General features: G+C 72.0%; 16 protein-coding genes. 10 read left to right on the top strand and 6 right to left on the bottom strand.

Features of this window, described 5'->3' with window-relative positions; all coding sequences use genetic code 11:
- Positions 1 to 296: 296 nt before the first annotated feature.
- Positions 297 to 1,610 carry an ISL3 family transposase gene (locus tag OHB41_RS06500; protein WP_266696430.1) on the top strand — a complete coding sequence of 438 codons (1,314 nt, stop codon included), beginning with the start codon at positions 297 to 299 and terminating at the stop codon, positions 1,608 to 1,610.
- Positions 1,611 to 1,833: 223 nt separating this feature from the next.
- The gene (locus OHB41_RS06505) at positions 1,834 to 2,517 is read left to right on the top strand and encodes a glycerophosphodiester phosphodiesterase (RefSeq protein ID WP_266696985.1); all 684 of its coding nucleotides are present in this window, start codon (positions 1,834 to 1,836) and stop codon (positions 2,515 to 2,517) included.
- 81 nt (positions 2,518 to 2,598) lie between these two features.
- Here OHB41_RS06505 and OHB41_RS06510 read toward each other — a convergent pair whose 3' ends face one another.
- Entirely contained in the window at positions 2,599 to 3,141 is a 543-nt protein-coding gene (locus OHB41_RS06510; protein WP_266696986.1) for a GNAT family N-acetyltransferase, read from the bottom strand.
- Positions 3,142 to 3,392: 251 nt separating this feature from the next.
- Between OHB41_RS06510 and OHB41_RS06515 the strand changes: the two genes are divergently transcribed.
- On the top strand, positions 3,393 to 3,785 hold the full coding sequence (locus tag OHB41_RS06515) for a VOC family protein (protein ID WP_266696987.1): 393 nt from the start codon (positions 3,393 to 3,395) through the stop codon (positions 3,783 to 3,785).
- A 151-nt stretch (positions 3,786 to 3,936) separates the two neighbouring features.
- Here OHB41_RS06515 and OHB41_RS06520 read toward each other — a convergent pair whose 3' ends face one another.
- Positions 3,937 to 4,500, bottom strand: coding sequence for a MarR family winged helix-turn-helix transcriptional regulator (locus OHB41_RS06520; protein ID WP_266696988.1), 564 nt, complete (start codon positions 4,498 to 4,500; stop codon positions 3,937 to 3,939).
- Positions 4,497 to 6,176: an FUSC family protein gene (locus OHB41_RS06525; RefSeq protein ID WP_266696989.1), complete on the bottom strand. Its 1,680-nt coding sequence runs from the start codon at positions 6,174 to 6,176 to the stop codon at positions 4,497 to 4,499. Before OHB41_RS06525 ends, OHB41_RS06520 begins: the two co-directional genes overlap by 4 nt.
- 202 nt (positions 6,177 to 6,378) lie before the next feature.
- Between OHB41_RS06525 and OHB41_RS06530 the strand changes: the two genes are divergently transcribed.
- From OHB41_RS06530 to OHB41_RS06540, 3 genes are all read left to right on the top strand, one after another.
- Positions 6,379 to 6,960, top strand: a complete 582-nt coding sequence (locus tag OHB41_RS06530; protein ID WP_266696990.1) for a DUF5134 domain-containing protein — start codon at positions 6,379 to 6,381, stop codon at positions 6,958 to 6,960.
- A 119-nt stretch (positions 6,961 to 7,079) separates the two neighbouring features.
- On the top strand, positions 7,080 to 8,015 hold the full coding sequence (locus OHB41_RS06535; protein WP_266696991.1) for a M56 family metallopeptidase: 936 nt from the start codon (positions 7,080 to 7,082) through the stop codon (positions 8,013 to 8,015).
- 253 nt (positions 8,016 to 8,268) lie between these two features.
- Positions 8,269 to 8,961, top strand: coding sequence for an HAD family hydrolase (locus OHB41_RS06540; RefSeq protein ID WP_266705702.1), 693 nt, complete (start codon positions 8,269 to 8,271; stop codon positions 8,959 to 8,961).
- A gap of 22 nt (positions 8,962 to 8,983) precedes the next feature.
- On the opposite strand, the gene OHB41_RS06545 is transcribed toward OHB41_RS06540, so the two are convergent.
- On the bottom strand, positions 8,984 to 9,229 hold the full coding sequence (locus OHB41_RS06545; protein WP_168526749.1) for a DUF2630 family protein: 246 nt from the start codon (positions 9,227 to 9,229) through the stop codon (positions 8,984 to 8,986).
- Positions 9,230 to 9,415: 186 nt separating this feature from the next.
- Between OHB41_RS06545 and OHB41_RS06550 the strand changes: the two genes are divergently transcribed.
- Complete coding sequence (locus tag OHB41_RS06550) at positions 9,416 to 10,090, top strand: TetR/AcrR family transcriptional regulator (protein ID WP_266696992.1); 675 nt, start codon at positions 9,416 to 9,418, stop codon at positions 10,088 to 10,090.
- Here OHB41_RS06550 and OHB41_RS06555 read toward each other — a convergent pair.
- Positions 10,078 to 11,580 (bottom strand): LVIVD repeat-containing protein, encoded by a 1,503-nt coding sequence (locus OHB41_RS06555; RefSeq protein WP_266696993.1) that lies wholly within the window; start codon positions 11,578 to 11,580, stop codon positions 10,078 to 10,080. The two genes, OHB41_RS06550 and OHB41_RS06555, sit on opposite strands and share 13 nt — an antisense overlap.
- A gap of 193 nt (positions 11,581 to 11,773) precedes the next feature.
- On the opposite strand from OHB41_RS06555, the gene OHB41_RS06560 reads away from it, so the two are divergent.
- A complete protein-coding gene (locus OHB41_RS06560) occupies positions 11,774 to 12,427 on the top strand; it encodes a DUF305 domain-containing protein (protein WP_266705704.1) in 654 nt (217 codons plus the stop codon).
- Between the two features lie 37 nt (positions 12,428 to 12,464).
- Here OHB41_RS06560 and OHB41_RS06565 read toward each other — a convergent pair whose 3' ends face one another.
- Positions 12,465 to 12,929 carry a DUF6214 family protein gene (locus OHB41_RS06565; protein WP_266696994.1) on the bottom strand — a complete coding sequence of 155 codons (465 nt, stop codon included), beginning with the start codon at positions 12,927 to 12,929 and terminating at the stop codon, positions 12,465 to 12,467.
- 207 nt (positions 12,930 to 13,136) lie between these two features.
- On the opposite strand from OHB41_RS06565, the gene OHB41_RS06570 reads away from it, so the two are divergent.
- Positions 13,137 to 14,516: an FAD-dependent oxidoreductase gene (locus OHB41_RS06570; RefSeq protein ID WP_266696995.1), complete on the top strand. Its 1,380-nt coding sequence runs from the start codon at positions 13,137 to 13,139 to the stop codon at positions 14,514 to 14,516.
- A 192-nt stretch (positions 14,517 to 14,708) separates the two neighbouring features.
- Positions 14,709 to 16,064: a nucleobase:cation symporter-2 family protein gene (locus tag OHB41_RS06575; RefSeq protein WP_266696996.1), complete on the top strand. Its 1,356-nt coding sequence runs from the start codon at positions 14,709 to 14,711 to the stop codon at positions 16,062 to 16,064.
- The last annotated feature ends 6 nt before the right edge of the window (positions 16,065 to 16,070 follow it).

Consider the following 16,070-nt stretch of genomic DNA (forward strand, 5'->3'; position numbering starts at 1 on the left):
GCGCTACCCCCACCTTCACCGCTCTTTTTCCTGCCATACACCGCGTGGGCAACCACTTCCGCCAAGCGGTGTCGAGCGTTCCGGGCATCCGCGCGACGCCGCGGCGGAGGGCGGCGCCACCTCGCGGGCCGGAGGATTGGAGGGTCTTCGAAGTTAGGCGGGGTGGGTGAGCCTTCGTCCTCCGGGGTTCTCACGGAGGGTAAGCGTGGGGGTGGTCGGCTCGTGGGTGCAGGGCGTCCGTGGTCATCGGCGATCATGACTGTTCTCCGGCAGTTTGATCACCAGAAACCACGGGCTTGGACAACGATACGGCGGTGCTGCTCGACTTGGACGGCCTTGCCGTCGAGAGCGTTGAGCGGCTGATGGACGGCACCCGGCGGGTGCATCTGACCACAGCGGACGAAGCCGCCCGGGCCTGTCCCTCCTGCGGCGTGTTCGCGTCACATGTGAAGGGCCTCGTGTACACCCGTCCACGTGATCTTCCTTACGGAGAACGGGGATTGGAGTTCGTGTGGTGCAAGCGGCGTTGGTATTGCCGGGAGTCCGGATGCGAGCGGAAGTCGTTCACCGAGCAGGTTCGGCAGATACCGGCCGGGGCCCGGATCACCGGCCGGCTGCGCCGGGCTGCCGCCCTGCGGGTGCGGGATGCTGCTTCCACCGTGGTCCAGGCCGCCCGTGACCTGCACGTGTCCTGGCCGACGGTGATGGACGCCTTCCGCGCGGCCGCCCGCGAGGTCACCGAGGCGCCGCTGCCGGAAGTGGAGGTGCTGGGCGTCGACGAGACCCGGCGCGGACGGCCGCGCTGGGAACAGGATGCGGACACCGGCAAGTGGCACCTGGTGCGCGAGAGGTGGCACACCGGGTTCGTCGACGCGCTCGGGGCCGGTGGCCTGCTCGGGCAGGTCGAGGGCCGTGCCGCCGCCGACGTCCTGGCCTGGCTGTCCACCACCCCTTTGGAGTGGAGAAAGAACATCCGCTACGTCGCCATCGACATGTCAGCCACCTACCGGGCCGCGATCCGCACCGGCCTGCCCGATGCCATCGTGGTCGTTGACCACTTCCACATCGTCCAGCTCGCGAACAAGATGCTCTCTGCTGTACGGCGTCGCACCACCGCCGAGATCCGGGGCCGGCGTGGACGCGCCACCGACCCGGAATGGAAGGCCCGTCGACGGCTGCTGCGCAACCGTGAGGACCTCACCGACCAGCAGTTCGCCACGATGTGGAACGCGCTGCTGGACGAGGGGCCGATCGGGCAGACGCTGCTGACCGCCTGGATCGCCAAGGAGAGCCTGCGCACCCTCCTCGCCCTGGCCCGAACCGGCGCCGACCGCGAAGAAGTAGGCCACGCCCGATGGAAGTTCCTCACCTGGTGCGCGGACTCAGACATCCCCGAAGCCTGCACCCTCGCCACCACCGTCGACCGCTGGTGGCCCGAGATCGCCGGGTTCATCGACACCGGCCACAGCAACGCCAAGAGCGAAGGCATCAACCGCGTCATCAAGCTCGTCGCCCGCAACGCATTCGGCTTCCGCAATGCCGACAGCCAGCGCCTACGCACACGCTGCGTCACCACCCGCCGAGCCCGCGGACACCTCAACCCCGCCTAACTTCGAAGACCCGGATTGGATGCGTCAATCCGCACGGGACTCGCCCACCCCCGGGTGATCCGAACCGGCCGGACAAGGCGTCCCCCGCCCGGCCGGGACACGCCCTGCCTGGCGTACGAGCGGGTACATCGCGGGGCCGGGCCACTAGGCTGCGGCCTTGCCGCGTGGGCGCCGCCGGGACCACGCGTGCGCAGAGCCGCCGTCGACGGAAGCGAGTCGCATCTTGAACTTCCTCACCATCGGTCATCGCGGAGTGATGGGTGTCGAGCCCGAGAACACCCTCCGTTCCTTCATCGCCGCCCAGAACGCGGGCCTCGACCTGATCGAACTCGATCTGCATCTGAGCAAGGACGGCGCGCTCGTCGTCATGCACGACGCGGACGTGGACCGTACGACCGACGGTTCGGGGCCGATCTCCGAAATGACGCTCGCGGAGCTGCGGGCCCTGGACGCCGGGTGCGGTGAGCGCGTACCCGTCTTCGAAGAGGTCCTGGACGCCGTCAGGGCACCGTTGCAGGCCGAGATCAAGGACACGGCCGCGGCGCGGGCGCTGGCCGACGTGATGCACCGGCGCGATCTCGTGGGGCGCGTCGAGGTGTCGTCGTTCCACGACGAGGCGATCGCCGAGGTCACCCGGCTCGTGCCGGGCGTCCGCACCGCGCTCATCGCGAGCCGCTACGGCGTCGACGTCGTGGACCGCGCCGTGGAGGCCGGTGCCGCGACCGTCTGTCTGAACATCCGCCGACTGACCCTGGAGGTCGTCGAGCACGCCCGCAAGTCCGGTCTGAGGATCATCGGGTGGGTGGTGAACACCCAGGACCAGCTGCGGCTGGTGCGCGCGCTGGAGCTGGACGGCGCGACCACCGACTACCCCCAGATCAAACGCACCGGCCGTTTCACGGCGTGACGCCCGCGCCGACGGCCGGACCAGCGCACACGACGCCCGCGCACTCGACGCGTGCGCTCGCGCCCACGGCCTCGCCGGCCGTCAGGCCAGCGGCTTGACCAGCAGCTCGAATCGCAGGTCGTCGCGCTGCGGGACACCGAAGCGCTCGTCGCCGTACGGGAACGGGGTCATCCGTCCCGTACGGCGGTAGCCGCGCCGCTCGTACCAGGCGATGAGGTCGTCGCGTACGGAGATCACCGTCATGTGCATCTCCGCGACCGCCCAGGTCTCGCGCGCGTACCGCTCCGCCTCGGCGAGGATCACCTTGCCGAGACCGCCGCCCTGGAGTGCCGGGCTGACCGCGAACATGCCGAAGTAGGCGTGGTCGCCGCGGTGCTCCAACTGACAGCAGGCGACGACGGCACCGTCCCGCTCGACGGTCAGCAGCCGGCTGTCGGGCGCCTTGATGACGGCGAGCACGCCCTCCGGGTCGGTCCGCTGCCCCTCGAGGATGTCCGCCTCCGTGGTCCAGCCGGCCCGGCTGGAGTCACCGCGGTACGCCGACTCGATCAGCGCGACGAGAACGTCCACGTCCGCGTCGGTGGCGTCGCGGAAGATCGGGCCGTGGGAGGGGGCGGTGTTCATGGAGCGAGTCCTCGAATCTCTGGATCTCTGGCGCGGCTCGGGCCCCGCCGAGCGTAACGCCCCGGCCGAGCGCCGTTCCATGATCCCCGTCGGCGGACGAGGCCGGCCACGGCAGCTCGCCGCGTCGCCGGATCGCCCCGACAGGTCCCGCACGAGGACGGCCCTCGGACCCTCCGCCGTGCGACGCACCGCGGCCGACGCCGCGCGCTGATCCACCGGGGATCACGGCACAGCCTCTAGGCTCCGGGGCCATGGTGCATGTACTGAGCAGCCGGACCCTTCTGCGCCCTGCCGACCCGGAGCGCTCGCGCGCCTTCTACGGCGGGCAACTGGGCCTCGCCGTCCACCGGGAGTTCGGCACGGGGCCGGAGCGCGGCACGGTCTACTTCCTCGGCGGCGGTTTCCTGGAGGTCTCCGGCCGCAGTGAGGTGCCGCCCTCGCCCGCCCTCAGGCTGTGGCTCCAGGTGGCCGACGCGGCCGCGGCGCACGAGGAGCTGACCGCCGCCGGCGTCGAGGTCCTGCGCCCGCCGGTGAAGGAACCCTGGGGGCTGATCGAGATGTGGATCGCGGATCCGGACGGCACCGAGATCGTGCTGGTGGAGATCCCGGCGGATCATCCCCTGCGCCACCGGCCCGGGATCTGAGAGCACCCGGCGGACGGAGAACGGATCATCGGTGCCGCCGCCGTCCGGTCGAGGAGCGGCGGCGCGGGCGGACCCCGCGCCCGCGGAGCACGGCCCGCCGGCACCGACGCCGATCACGCCGGGCGGAGTTGCGGCCGCCCCGCGAGTGCGCTCAGCCGCGCGCGGCCCCCAGACGCCCCTCCAGCTGGCCGAGCAACTCCCCCAGCAGAGAGGCGAGTTCACGCTGACGGACGGGGTCGATGCCGGACAGGGCCGTAGTCTCGTAGGCGAGCTGCTGGGGCAGGACGCCGTCGACGAGCTCGCGTCCCTCGTCGGTGAGCCGGACGTGCGCGACCCGGCGGTCACGGGTGTCGCCCCGGCGTTCGACCAGGCCGCGCTCGGTCAGCTGCTTGAGGCGCTTGGTGACGGCCGCGCCGGAGGAGAACGTCTCGCGGGCGATCTCACTGGGGGTCAGCTCGTGTCCGGTACGGCGCAGCGTCCCGAGGACGTCGAACTCGGGACGGGTCAGCCCGGCCCGGCGCAGCGGGGCGTCCTCGGCCTGCTGGAGGAGCGCCGCCGAGCGGTTGATCCGGCCGATGATCTCCATCGGTCCGGTGTCGATGTCGGGATGCACCGCCCGCCATTGCTGCACGACCGCGGCCATCGTGTCGCCGGGCACCGCCGCCCGTCCGGCGCCGGTGTCCCCGCCCGCCGCCCGCCCGTTCGCTGCCGTCATGCCTGTGCGCCCTCCACGGAGTGCAGTCCCTGCCGTCGTACCGTCGCGGCGAGCGTACGGTGTCCGGACCGTTCCACCCGCATCACCCGCTCCTCCGGCAGGGCGCGTTGCCACCATTCGCCGGCCGCGGCGTCCGCGGTGGCACGCAGTTCGACGACGGCGCCGGCCAGGTCGCGGCGGGCGGACTCCAGGGCTCCGGGTGCGGGACCACCGGAGTCGAGGAGCCGCACGGCGCGGGCGTCGGCGCGCTCGACCGCGTCGAGGGCGTCCTCGACGCGGTCGCCGGCCCGCCGGTTGGTGACGGCGACCGCCGCGGCGAAGCCGACCAGCGCGCCCACCAGGGTGTCCACGACCCGGTCGGTCATCAGCTCGCCGGGCCGCTGGAAGTGGGCGAACTCGGTGATGAGCAGGGCCATGGGCGTGACACAGACACTGCCGAGCCAGTAGTTGCGGCCGATCAGCGCCTCGGCTGCGAAGTTGAGGGCGAGACAGCACAGCACGAGGGCCGTCTGACCGAGGTGGGCGAGCGGGGCGAGAGCCGCGAAGACGAGTACGCCGACGAGGTTGCCGACCACACGCTGCACACCCCGGCTCCAGGTCAGGGTGACATTGGTCTGGTAGAGCGAGGCGGCGGTGACGAGGGCCCAGTAGGGACGGCCGACGCCGAGGGCGAGCGACGCGTACCCGGCCAGCGCGCAGCCGAGCGCGACACGCAGCGCGATCGGGGCGAGTGGCCCGAGCCGTCGCAGCAACGGCTCCTCCCCCAAGGCGAGTTCGGCCTCCACGCCCAGGAGCTCACCGGCGGCCTCCCCGAGGTCGTCCGGGTGCGGTACGGGGCCGGTGCCGCGCAGGTCGCGAGCCCAGCCGCGCAGCCGCTCGGGCTCCGTGTCGGCGGGCGCGGCGATCGCGACCTCGGCCCGTACGACGAGCCGTTCGAGGGCGCGCCGGGGCGCGGAGCGGGCGCCGGTGGAGAGCAGCGACTGCCACGCCCCGTGCACGGCGGCGGCCGCGGCGGCGCGGGCCCGGGCGGATCCGGCACCGGCGGCGCGCGTCCCGGCGTACGCCGCGGCGGCGTTGAGCGCGTGCGCGGTGGCCCGGCGCTCCGGTCCGTGCGGGCGGAGGAGTCCTGGGGCCATGCCGACGATCCAGGCCCAGACGCCCGCCGCGGCGCCGAGCGCGAGATGGCCGGGGACCTGGCCGAGCGTCTGCGGCACGAAGAGGGACGCGGAGCTGATGAAGCAGAGGACCACATGGCCGGGCGGTCCGACCCGGGTGGCGTCGCACAGCACCTTCTGCACGGCGGCCAGCAGGGCGCCGACCGTGACCAGCAGGACGGGGCTCGTGGTGAGGGAGGCCGCGGTCAGGGCTACGGCGAGTCCGGTGAGCATGCCCAGCACCACCAGGGCGAGGGTACGGGCGCGGGCGGCGTACGGGCGGTTGTGGGCGTAGAGCGCGCAGAGCGACCCGGCCATGGTGTACATCGCCAGGTCCAGCCGGCCGAGCGCCAGGAGAGCCAGGTTCGGCGGCGCCACCGAGACGACCACGCTCAGGGCGGGCTTGAACCAGATGTCGGAGGGCCGGCCGAGGCGGAGCACCCCGGCCAGCGGGAGGCGACGCGCGCCCGAAGGGGGGCGGGGGCGGCGCACGCGGGGTGTCCGGGGGGTCGCGGTGCTCATACGAAGAAGAGTAGCAGATGCTTTACGAGTAAAACACTCGTGCAGCATGTCGGCGCCGCGACACCTGCCCCTCCCCGCTGCGGCGCTCCCCGTACGCTCCCCCCGAATGCACCCTTGCGCCCGGCCGTCGCCGGCTTGCGCACCGCCGCGCGCGGGCATGCCCGGTCCGACGTCCGACAGCGTCGAGCGGGGGAGGTACACGGTGCACGGACCGGCTTCGCCCGGCTGGCTGCTCGTCGCGCTGTGCGCGGCGACCGGGGCCTACTGTCTGCTGCGGATGCGCAGCGCGGTCGAGGAACAGCGCCGCACGGCGGGCGGTGAGGCGGTCATGGGGTTCGGCATGGCGGCGATGGCCGTGCCCGCGGCCGTCGCCGCTCCCCCGCACTGGGCCTGGCTCGGGTACGTCGGGGTGTTCGGTGCGGCCGCCCTGCGCGCGCTGTGGGCGGCCCGCAGCGGCCGGCATCACTTGCACCATCTGGTCGGGGCCTGCGCGATGGTCTACATGGCGGGCGTGATGGCCGCCTCCCCCGGACACCACCACGCGCACGGCGGTTCCGGGGTGCCGCTGGTGACCGGGGCGCTCCTTCTCTACTTCACCGGGTACGTGCTGCTCTCCGGGTTCCGGCTGCTGCCGGTCGCCGCCGTGGCCGCGGGCACCGGGAGCGCCGGGACGACGCTGCCCGGACCCGCCCGGCGCCCCGGCTGGGGCGATCGTCCCGAGCTGTCGCGGGCGTGCCGGCTGTCGATGGGGATCGCGATGCTCGCCATGCTGGTCACGCTCTGACACGTGCGCGCGCCGCACTGGTGGGACCGCTCCCGCCTCGCCCCACGAAACCGTGGTGTACGTCACTTTGCCGTCGCGGCCCGTATCCCCGGGCGACACTCCGCTCATAGGCTTCAGCCATGATGGTCCCCGCGGCACTGTTGCTGCTCGGCGCCCTGGCGGCCGTGGTCGCTCCACGGCTGCTCGCCCGGGCGGACTGGCCGGAGCGCGAACCTGTGGTCGCCCTGTGGGTGTGGCAGTGCGTGGTGGCGGCCGTTCTGCTGTGCTGCGCGCTGTCCATGACGCTGAGTGCGGCCGCCGCGTGGATGGCGGTGCGCGGCCATGTGTTCGCTCCCGCGCCCCACTCGGTCGTGAACGCCTACGCGTTGGGCACCGGGGACACCTGGGCCGCGACGACCGCGGTGGCACTCGCGTGCGGCGGCGCCTGGACCGCGGCCATGCTGGTCCGTGAGGTGCTGGGCGCACGGTCGCGCCATCGCCACAGCCGAGCCGAACTTCGCCTGCGCGCACCGCTGTTGCCCGGCGAAGAGCCCGGCAGCGATCGACTGGTGGTACTGGAGGGCGAGCGTCCGGACGCCTGGTTCCTGCCCGGCCCCGCACCCCGACTCGTCATCACCACGGCCGCGTTGCGCCGTCTCAAGGGCCGCCGCCTGGATGCCGTACTCGCCCATGAGCAGGGGCACGCGCGGGCCCGGCACGACTGGCTGCTGCACTGCTCGGCCGCCCTCGCCGTCGGCTTCCCTCGGGTCCCGGTCTTCGCCGCGTTCCGCGACGAGATGCACCGGCTGGTCGAACTGGCCGCGGACGACGTGGCGTCCCGCCGTTTCGGCCGTCTCACCATCGCCCTCGCGCTGGTGGAACTCAACGAGGACCGGGGCGTGTTCGGCCCCTGCCCGACCCCGCAGGCCCATCTCCCGGCGCGGGTGCGCCGCCTCCTCACCCCCCAGGTCCGGCTGACGCCGTCGCGGCGGCTGCGCCTGACCGCGGCGGCCACCCTGGTGCCGGTCGTTCCGCTGCTGGTGACGTTCGTACCGGCGCTACGGGCACTCGGCTGAGGCGTGCCCAGCGGCCCCCGCGCCCGCACCGCTCCGAACCGCTCGGAACGAGCCCCCGCCGACCGACCACCGGCTCACCGCTCACCGCGTACGGCTCGGGGTGCGCCGACTCCTCGGACGTCCGAGGCGGCCGAGGCGGCCGAGGCGGCGACGCGCCCGCGGTCGCGCGGGCGGTCGCCCGTCACGGGGCCGGTGCGGCTCGGTGCGCCCTTGACCCGTGCGGGCCGCGCCACGAAGGATCGCCCTCATGACGATCAAGTGCGTGCTCTTCGACTTCTCCGGAACCCTGTTCCGCGTCGAGTCCACCGGGTCCTGGCTGCGTGCCGTGCTGGCGGAGGCCGAAGTCGCCCTTCCCGAGGAGGAGTTGACGCGGAAGGCGGCCGATCTGGAGGCCATCGGCGCGCTCGCCGGCGGCGCCGCTCCCGCACGGGCGCTGCCGACGGAACTGGCCGAGGTGTGGCGGCGGCGCGACGAGAGCGCCGCGTCCCACCGGGCCGCGTACACCGGCGCGTCCCGGCAGGTGCCACTGCCCGATCCCGCGCTGCACGAGGCGCTTTACGACCGCCACATGAGGCCCGCAGCCTGGCGCCCCTATCCCGACGCGGCGGAGGTGCTCGCCGCGCTGCGCGGGCGCGGGGTCGCGGTGGGCGTGGTCAGCAACATCGGCTGGGACCTGCGGCCCGTCTTCCGCGAGCACGGCCTCGACCCGTACGTCGGCGCCTACGCCCTGTCGTACGAGCACGGCATCCAGAAACCGGACGCCCGGCTGTTCGCGTCCGCCTGCGAGGCGCTGGGGGTGGCGCCCGAGGACACGCTGATGGTCGGGGACGACCGCCGTGCCGACGGAGGCGCCGCGGCGCTGGGCTGCGCGGTGCACTTCGTGGACCACCTGCCGGTGGCCGCCCGGCCCGACGGGCTGCGGCCGGTCCTGGACCTGCTCGACTGACCGCCGGCCCGGCCCCCGCCTCTCAGCTCTGGTAGCCCTCGACCTGCGAGGACGGCCGTACGTGGGCCTCGTCCGGGTTCTCCCCGAACTCGGTCTTCGCACGCCGCTGACGCAGCAGGTCCCAGCACTGGTCGAGCTCGCGCTCCAACTGCCCGAGCCGCTGATGTTCGGTGTCGGAGTCGATCTGCCCTGACGACAGGGCGTCGCGGAGCTGTCGCTCGTCGTCCACCATCGCCGTGATCTTCGCCAGGATCTGCTCTTGGTTCATGTCCGTAAGCCTCCTCGGGACTCGTGCCCACTGTAAGGAGATCCTCCCCCGCACCGCACGTCCGCCTGAGACGTTCCCCCGCGACGCCCCAGGCGGACGGCAGCCCGAAGCCGACCCCTGACGGGGTCGTGACCCGGACGGCCTGAGTATAGTTGGCTGGCAGCCAGTCAACACAGGAGTTACAGGATGTCCCCGCGCAGCCCGTCGGTCAATGAAGAGCTGCGGCGGCGTTCCCGGGAGCGACTTCTTCAGGCCGCGCTGGAGCTGGTGAGCGAGCGCGGGTACGACGCGGCGACGCTCGGGGACATAGCGGATCGCGCGGGATCCGCACGCGGGCTGGTGTCGTACTACTTCCCCGGAAAGCGTCAGCTCGTGCAGTCCGCGGTGCACCGGCTGATGCACCGCACGCTGGAAGAGGGGCTGGAGCGCGAGCCGCGCACCACGGACGGCCGGGAACGGATGGCGCGGGCCATCGACGCGGTCCTCGGCCTGGCCCGGGACAGACCGGTCCTCATGCGGCAGCACATGGCCGGGATCCTGCAGGACGAGGGGTTCGTGCAGTGCCCCGAACAGCAGCGGCTGGCGCAGCTCCTGCGGGAGACCGTCGCCGGCCACGGCTCGCCGGACGCGGCCACCGACTACCCGATGCTGCGCGCGCTGCTCATGGGCGCGGTGTACGCGGCTCTGGTGCCGGGTGCCCCGATGCCGGTGCCGACGCTGCGGGCGGAGCTGTTCGAGCGCTACCACCTCGACTGGGAGATGGGGGTCCCGCCGGACACCGAGGTGCCCGGCGGGACGAACGGGGCGGACCTGTCACGGTTCTTCGCGACCGGCCGCCTGCCGGACGATCAGTCGAAGTAGTCCGGCTGGGTCTGGACGTTGAGCTCGCGCAGGTGGACCCGCTTGGCCGGGTCGGTGCGCCGGTCGCTGAGCTTCAGGACGTCGAAGCCCTTGGCGATGTCGTTCGAGTAGATGTAGCCGTTGTAGTAGTACGCCGACCAGGAGCCGCCGACCTGGAGCGTGTCGGTGCTCAGCGGGCCGCGCTCGAAGTAGGCGATCTCCTTCGGGTGGACGGAGTCGGTGAAGTCCCAGACGGAGACGCCGCCCTGGTACCAGGCCTGGACCATCAGGTCCTTGCCCTTGACCGGGATCAGCGAGCCGTTGTGGGCCACGCAGTTCTCGGTGTCCGCCTGGTGGCGGGGGATCTTGTAGTAGCTCCGGAAGACCAGCTTGCGCCGGTCGCCCTTGCCGACGATGTCGTAGATGCCGTCGGCACCGCGGTTCGGACCGATGGCCGCGTTGCAGGTGGCCGCGCCGCCGCCGCCCAGCTCATCGGTGAACACGACCTTGTCGGCCTTCTGGTTGAAGGTCGCCGAGTGCCAGAACGCGAAGTTGACGTTGTCCTCGACCTGGTCGATGACCTTGGGGTGTTCGGGGTCCTTGATGGAGAACAGGATGCCGTCGCCCATGCAGGCGCCCGCCGCGAGGTCCTTGGAGGGCAGCACGGTGATGTCGTGGCAGCCGGTGGTCTTGGAGACGCCCGGGTTGGTGGGCGAGCCCGGGTTGCCGCCGCCGTCGGATCCCTCACCCGGGAAGAGCACCGGGAAGTTCACCACCGCGGCCTTCTCCGGCGCGTTGCGCGGCACCTTGATGACCGAGATGCCGTCGTGCGGGGGCTGGCAGTCGGGGAACGTGGCGCTCGGCGAGTACGAGGACACGTAGATGTAGACGTTCTTGCGCTCCGGCACCAGCGAGTGGGTGTGCGAGCCACACGCGGTCTCGACGGCGGCGACGTACTTCGGGTTCGCCTTGTCGGTTATGTCGAAGACCTTCATGCCCTCCCACGAGGACTTCTCGGTCGCGGGCTGCGTGGTGCTGTTGCAGGAGTCGTCGCTGCGCGAGGAGTCGGTGGACAGGAAGAGCAGGTTTCCGGAGACGGAGATGTCGTTCTGCGATCCCGGGCACAGCACCTGGGAGACCGTCCTCGGGGCCTTCGGGTTGCTGATGTCGAGGATGCGGAAGCCGTCGTAGTTGCCGGCGAACGCGTACTTGCCCTGGAAGGCGAGATCCGAATTGATCCCGGGCAGGGCGTCCTTGGGGATGTTGGTGAGGTGCTGGACGTTGTCGGAGTGGACGATCTCGTCCTGTCCGGGTATCTCGCCGCTCGCCACCGCCGCCTTCACCTCGGCCGCGTCGCTCCGGGAGACCTTCTCCCGTACGGCGGGGCCGTCCCCGGGGTCGGGGGTCGCGGCCGCCGGGCCGGCCGTGAGCAGTGCGGCCAGGAGCCCGGCCGCGACGGCGGCAACTCCCAGGCGTCTGTGCCGCGTTCGGGGGTCGTTCAACAGGGTCACTGCGTCCTCCCTTGTAGCCGTTCGCAGAGGAACGGTTCACGGACCCCAGAAGTATCGTCCGTCCCATGCGCTGATCAACAGATGGCAACGTACTCGTAATGAGAGTTTTTGATCAGACACGTTCGGAAGCGTGCTAGGACGGTCATGAACACCCGTGAGGTGTAAGCCGATCCGCGTGTCCCAGGAGGTCGCCGTGCTGTTCCGCCGTTCACCCCGTGCTTCCCTGGTCACGGCTTCGCTGGTGGTCGCCGTACTCGCGCTCGGGGCCTGCGACGGCTCGGACGCTCCGGCCAAGTCCGGTAAGGCGGGCGGGCCTTCGGTGATCGCGCCCGGTAAACCCGGCGAGGCGGCCGAAACGCTCTCCGCCGACGATGCCGCGAAGCAGCGCACCGAGGACGACTCCCCCAACTCGGCGGACTTCGCCTACGCCCGGATGATGATCGAACACCACACCCAGGCACTGGAGATGACCCGGCTCGCCCCGCGGCAGGCCGAGTCCGGCCGGGTGAAGGCACTCGCGGCACGCATCGCGGCCTCCCAGGGACCCGAGATCAGCACGATGAAGGGCTGGCTAGACGCGCACGACGGGGACGGGCACGCCACGGAGCACCGGCACGAGGCGATGCCCGGCATGGCGACCGAGGCCCAGCTCAAGGCGTTGCGCGTGGCCCGGGGCAAGGTCTTCGACCGGCTCTTCCTTAAGCTGATGATCACGCACCACGACGGGGCGATCTCGATGGCCACGGACGTGAAGGCCCAGGGCAACAACATCCAGATCGAGGAGATGGCCGACGACGTGATCGCCCAGCAGACCAGCGAGATCGGCAGGATGCGCGCGATGTCGTGACGGTCTCCGGCCTTCGGAGGTGCCCCCGGCGGCCTGTTCAGCGACGCACATGACGGGGGGTCAGGAACCCCTCGTCGCGCGCCCCGGCGATCAGCCGCAGTGACCTGCGCCGGCTGTGACCGGTGGCGCACATGACCGCCAGGACCGGATCCGCCCCGTCCTGCTGCGCGGCCCGGTACTCCTCGGCGACCAGCCGCCGCCCCTCGACTCCACCCGGCCACGCGGGGCGGGCACGGCCGGACAGCGGCTCCGCGGCGGCGGCCTGCGGCGCGGCACCACCGCCGCACGCCTCGACGAGGGGCTCCTCGATCCAGTCCGCGAGCGCCGTGAGGTCGTCCAGGGACAGCGGCGGCTGGGCCCGGACGTCCTCGATGGAGACGCCCTCACCGGCCGTCACCGCGAGCACGTCGACCCGGGCGCCGTCCGCGAAGTCGATCCGGACGGAGAACCACCGCGTGACGCTCTCGTGCTCCCGCACCTCCCACGCGGGCCACACGGACACCGAGCCCTCCGGCCGATCACGATCAGAAAGACTGAGAAAGGATGCTTCCAGCACCCGCAGAACGTAACCGCGTGATCACACTCCATACGAACGGACACGCACATGTGTGCCGCGCGCCGCACCCTGTCAGCGGGCCATGAGTGGTGCGATGCTGGAGCCATCAGCGATCTCCTCGGGATGTCCGGGTTTCGGGTTGGGAGTTCCGCCGTGCTGCATGTCGCCGTTGTCGGCTCGGGGCCCAGCGGGGTCTACACCGCACAGAGCCTCGTACAGAGCGGTCTGCCCGACATCCGGGTGGACGTCCTCGACCGGCTGCCGTGCCCGTACGGCCTGGTCCGCTACGGCGTGGCCCCCGACCACGAGAAGATCAAGTCGCTCCAGAACAATCTGCGCGCCGTCCTGGAGGACGAGCGGGTGCGGTTCCTCGGCGGTGTCCAGGTGGGCCCCGGCGGCGTGCCGGCCGCGCGACTGCACGAGCTGTACCACGCGGTGGTGTACTGCGTGGGAGCCGCCACCGACCGGCACCTCTCAGTCCCCGGCGAGGAGCTGTCCGGCAGCTGGTCGGCGACCGAGTTCGTGTCCTGGTACAGCGCGCACCCGGACTCCGTGGCCGACGGAGCCGCCGGATTCGTGGACGGCACCCGCTCGGCCGTGGTCATCGGCGTCGGCAATGTCGCGGTCGACGTGACCCGGATCCTGGCGCGCGGCGCGGCCGAGCTGAGCCCCACCGACATGCCGCAGGCGGCGCTCACCGCGCTGGCCGCCAGCAGGGTGACGGAGATCAGCATGGTCGGGCGGCGCGGTCCGTCGCAGGCCCGCTTCACCACCAAGGAACTGCGCGAGCTGGGCGGGCTGCCGGACACCGACGTCGTGGTGGACCCCGAGGAGCTGGCGCTCGATCCGCAGTATGTCGACCCGTCGGCGCTGCCGGCCGCCCAGCGCCGCAACGTGGAGGTGCTGCGCGGGTGGGCCGCCACCCCGGCGCGGGGCCTTCCGCGCCGGATCCGGCTCCGTTTCTTCCTGCGCCCCGTCGCGCTGCTCCCCCGCGTCGGCGAGCCGGACGGCGCCGGCGGCCGGGTGGGCGCGGTGCGCTTCGAACGGACGGTGCCCGACGGGCAGGGCGGGGTGACGGGCACGGGTCGCCACGAGGACATCGCGGCGGAGCTGGTGCTGCGCTCGGTGGGCTATCGCGGGGTTCCGCTCGAAGGGCTGCCGTTCGACGCGGAGCACGGCACGGTGCCGCATCTCGCGGGGCGGGTGCTGCGGGACGGCGCCGTCGCTCCCGGCGAGTACGTGGCGGGCTGGATCAAGCGCGGCCCGACGGGCGTCATCGGCACCAACCGGCCGTGCGCGAAGGAGACGGTGACCTCGCTGCTGGAGGACGCGCCCGATCTCGTACGGCGCGAGGTGTCCGACGACCCGCTCGCGGCACTGCGGGCGGACGGCCTCGCGCCGGTCGAATGGGCCGGCTGGGAGGCGATCGAGCGGGCGGAGGCGGAGCTCGGGGCCTCCCTCGGGCGGCGTGTCGTGAAGCTGCCCGACTGGGCGTCGCTGATGACGGCGGCGGCGCGGACGACGACCTCCTGAGGGCTGTCGGCATCCTCCGTCCGCCCCTGCCGCGGGTCCGGCGGAGTCGCTCGGGGTAGTTCCGTGGGCATGACACACACCGGCAACAGACCGGAAATCAACAAACTGTTCAAGCCCCCTACGGTCTCGTGCTGTTCGGAGGTTCCCCACACCGTCCGGCCGCCCCGATCCGCCGCCGTCCCTGGAGTGCCCATGGCAGCAACCGCACCCGTGCATCCCGTCGACGAGGTCCCGCCGGTACGCAGTCTGGCCGCCTTCGGGCTTCAGCACGTGCTCGCGATGTACGCGGGAGCCGTGGCCGTTCCGCTGATCGTGGGCGGCGCGATGAAGCTCTCGCCGGCCGATCTGGCGTATCTGATCACCGCCGACCTGCTGGTCTGCGGCATCGCGACCCTCATCCAGTGCGTGGGTTTCTGGCGCTTCGGCGTCCGTCTGCCGATCATGCAGGGCTGCACCTTCGCGGCGGTCTCACCGATGGTGCTCATCGGAACCACCGGCGGCGGACTGCCCGCGATCTACGGCTCGGTGATCGTCGCGGGCCTCGCGATCATGCTGCTGGCGCCGGTCTTCGGCAGGCTGCTGCGCTTCTTCCCGCCGCTCGTCACGGGCACCGTCATCCTGATCATCGGGGTCTCCCTGCTGCCGGTCGCGGGCAACTGGGCCGCCGGCGGTGTGGGCGCCAAGGACTTCGGCGAGCCGAAGAACCTCGCGCTCGCGGGCTTCGTCCTGGCCGTCGTCGTGGGGGTGCAGCGGTTCGCGCCGCCCTTCCTGAGCCGGATCGCGGTGCTGATCGGCATCGCGGTGGGCCTCGCCGTGGCGGTGCCCTTCGGGTCCACGAACTTCGGTGGCGTCGATGACGCCGACTGGCTGGGGATCAGCACTCCCTTCCACTTCGGCGCGCCCGCCTTCCACGCCTCCGCGATCGTCTCGATGCTGGTGGTGGCGCTGGTGACGATGACGGAGACGACGGGCGACCTCATCGCGGTGGGCGAGATGACCGATCGCGGGGTCGAGCCGCGCACGCTGGCCGACGGGCTGCGCGCCGACGGGCTCTCCACGGTCCTCGGCGGCGTCTTCAACACCTTTCCGTACACGGCGTTCGCGCAGAACGTGGGTCTGGTCGGCATGACCCGGGTACGCAGCCGCTGGGTGGTCGCCGCCGCGGGCGGCATCCTCGTGCTGCTCGGCCTGCTGCCCAAGCTGGGTGCGGTGGTCGCGGCGGTACCCGCGCCGGTGCTGGGCGGCGCGGGTCTGGTGATGTTCGGGACGGTCGCCGCGAGCGGGCTGCGCACCCTGGCCGAGGTGGACTTCAGGGGCAACGACAACCTCACCGTCGTGGCCGTCTCGGTCGCCGTGGGCGTCCTGCCCGTCGGGGTGCCGACGGTCTACGAGAAGTTCCCCGACTGGTTCCAGACGGTGATGAACAGCGGGATCAGCGCGGGTTGCCTGACGGCGATCGTCCTGAACCTGCTCTTCAACCATCTGCCGGGCAGGCCGGGTGCGCAGGACGGCGCCGCCGCTCCGGAGGCACCCCCGGTCAGCGCGTAGACAGCG

It is taken from the genome of Streptomyces sp. NBC_01571, assembly GCF_026339875.1.
Classification (GTDB): domain Bacteria; phylum Actinomycetota; class Actinomycetes; order Streptomycetales; family Streptomycetaceae; genus Streptomyces.

What these genes read in the sequence shown, in the direction of transcription:
- OHB41_RS06510 (WP_266696986.1), bottom strand. Translation starts at nt 3,141, where the DNA reads ATGAACACCGCCCCCTCCCACGGCCCGATCTTCCGCGACGCCACCGAC.
- OHB41_RS06515 (WP_266696987.1), top strand. Translation starts at nt 3,393, where the DNA reads ATGGTGCATGTACTGAGCAGCCGGACCCTTCTGCGCCCTGCCGACCCG.
- OHB41_RS06520 (WP_266696988.1), bottom strand. Translation starts at nt 4,500, where the DNA reads ATGACGGCAGCGAACGGGCGGGCGGCGGGCGGGGACACCGGCGCCGGA.
- OHB41_RS06525 (WP_266696989.1), bottom strand. Translation starts at nt 6,176, where the DNA reads ATGAGCACCGCGACCCCCCGGACACCCCGCGTGCGCCGCCCCCGCCCC.
- OHB41_RS06535 (WP_266696991.1), top strand. Translation starts at nt 7,080, where the DNA reads ATGATGGTCCCCGCGGCACTGTTGCTGCTCGGCGCCCTGGCGGCCGTG.
- OHB41_RS06545 (WP_168526749.1), bottom strand. Translation starts at nt 9,229, where the DNA reads ATGAACCAAGAGCAGATCCTGGCGAAGATCACGGCGATGGTGGACGAC.
- OHB41_RS06550 (WP_266696992.1), top strand. Translation starts at nt 9,416, where the DNA reads ATGTCCCCGCGCAGCCCGTCGGTCAATGAAGAGCTGCGGCGGCGTTCC.
- OHB41_RS06575 (WP_266696996.1), top strand. Translation starts at nt 14,709, where the DNA reads ATGGCAGCAACCGCACCCGTGCATCCCGTCGACGAGGTCCCGCCGGTA.